This is a genomic window from Limosilactobacillus galli, from assembly GCF_947381495.1.
Classification (GTDB): Bacteria; Bacillota; Bacilli; order Lactobacillales; family Lactobacillaceae; genus Limosilactobacillus; species Limosilactobacillus galli.
Genome location: NZ_CANCWK010000121.1, coordinates 1 through 395 on the forward strand (window position 1 = coordinate 1; position 395 = coordinate 395).

Below are 395 nucleotides of genomic sequence, written 5' to 3' on the forward strand. Positions count from 1 at the left end.
AATAACGCGGTGTTCTCGGTTTATTGTTTTAATAAATAAAGAAATTAGATATTATTTAGTTTTCAAAGTACAAGCTCTGAGGGTAAACCCCTCAAAACTGAATAAAGTTTCGACAATGTGTAGGTTTCCGTTTTATTCCTTAGAAAGGAGGTGATCCAGCCGCAGGTTCTCCTACGGCTACCTTGTTACGACTTCACCCCAGTCATCTGTCCCGCCTTAGGCGGCTCCCTCCAAAATGGTTAGGCCACCGACTTTGGGCGTTACAAACTTCCATGGTGTGACGGGCGGTGTGTACAAGGCCCGGGAACGTATTCACCACGGCATGCTGATCCGCGATTACTAGCGATTCCGACTTCGTGTAGGCGAGTTGCAGCCTACAGTCCGAACTGAGATCG

At 47.3% G+C, this 395-nt stretch carries 1 rRNA gene; it reads right to left on the minus strand.

Features of this window, described 5'->3' with window-relative positions:
• Positions 1 to 143 precede the first annotated feature (143 nt).
• Positions 144 to 395: ribosomal RNA gene (locus tag QOS10_RS09530) — 16S ribosomal RNA — on the minus strand; the annotation flags it as partial.